The organism is Streptomyces sp. ADI96-02 (assembly GCF_003846185.1).
Lineage (GTDB): Bacteria > Actinomycetota > Actinomycetes > Streptomycetales > Streptomycetaceae > Streptomyces.
Genome location: NZ_ML123034.1, coordinates 5,870,097 through 5,871,030 on the forward strand (window position 1 = coordinate 5,870,097; position 934 = coordinate 5,871,030).

1 protein-coding gene is annotated in these 934 nt (G+C 68.0%); it reads right to left on the bottom strand.

Features of this window, described 5'->3' with window-relative positions; genetic code table 11:
* Nucleotides 1–934 (bottom strand): hypothetical protein (locus EES43_RS25800; RefSeq protein WP_164493274.1); only part of this gene is annotated, 934 nt, incomplete at both ends.

Sequence of the window (934 nt, forward strand, 5' to 3'; positions counted from 1 at the left end):
CGCGCCGTTGCCCCGGTCGATCCCCGCAAGACGCCCCGAAGCGTCATGACGGTAAGAAACCCTGGCGAGTTCCTTCTCGCCGCTTGACTGCACGGCCTGGATCATCCGGCCGGACTTCGCGTCGTGGGTGTAGCGGGTGATTGCGCCGGTGTGGTCGGTCACCGAGGCGACCTGCTCGTCATCGGTGTAGGTGAAGGCGGTCTTCTTCCCACCCGGGTCCGTGCGCTCGCGCACGGTGCCGTCCGGGTTCAGGGCGTAGGTGATCTTCGATGCGGCCTCGTCACCCTCGATCCACCGCGCGGACACACCACCCGTGACCGGGTCGTACGACGTACGCACGTGGTCCTGCTTCGCACCGGGGTCGTCCTTCGGCGAGGTCCACGCCTCCACGGTCCGCCCGGCGGCGTCGTTGCGCTGATGCGCCACCGAACCGTCCGGCAGCGTCCGCGACTCCACCAGCCCGTTCACCTTGTTGTAGGCCGTGGTCGAGGTCCCGCCACCGCCAGGCAGGGAAACCTGCGATTCCCGGCCGGCGGCGTCGAACTTCGTCTTCCAGCCCTCTGCGGACTCGTCGCCCTTCGTGAGCGCCTTGCTTGTCTTGTTCCCGAACGCATCCAGGGTGTATTCCGCCTGCGTGCCTTCGCCCGTGCCGGACTCCTTCGGAGAGAGGGCGTCGGTTTCGGGCAGACCTGCCGACGTGTAGGCGTGCTCGGTGGTGAACGCGCTGGTGCTCACGTCGGAGCTGACCGGCTTGCCGAAGGCGTCGAACTCCGTCTCGGTGACGGCACCGGGCGTGCCGTCGCCGTACGACGTCTCGCTCCGGACGAGGTTGCCGTGCTCGTCGCGCTGCTGTGTGCTGGTCGTCGTGGGCTTCTCGCCCGCTACGGACATGGTCTGCTCGGTCGTGGTGCCTTCGATGTCGTCGTGGGTGCTG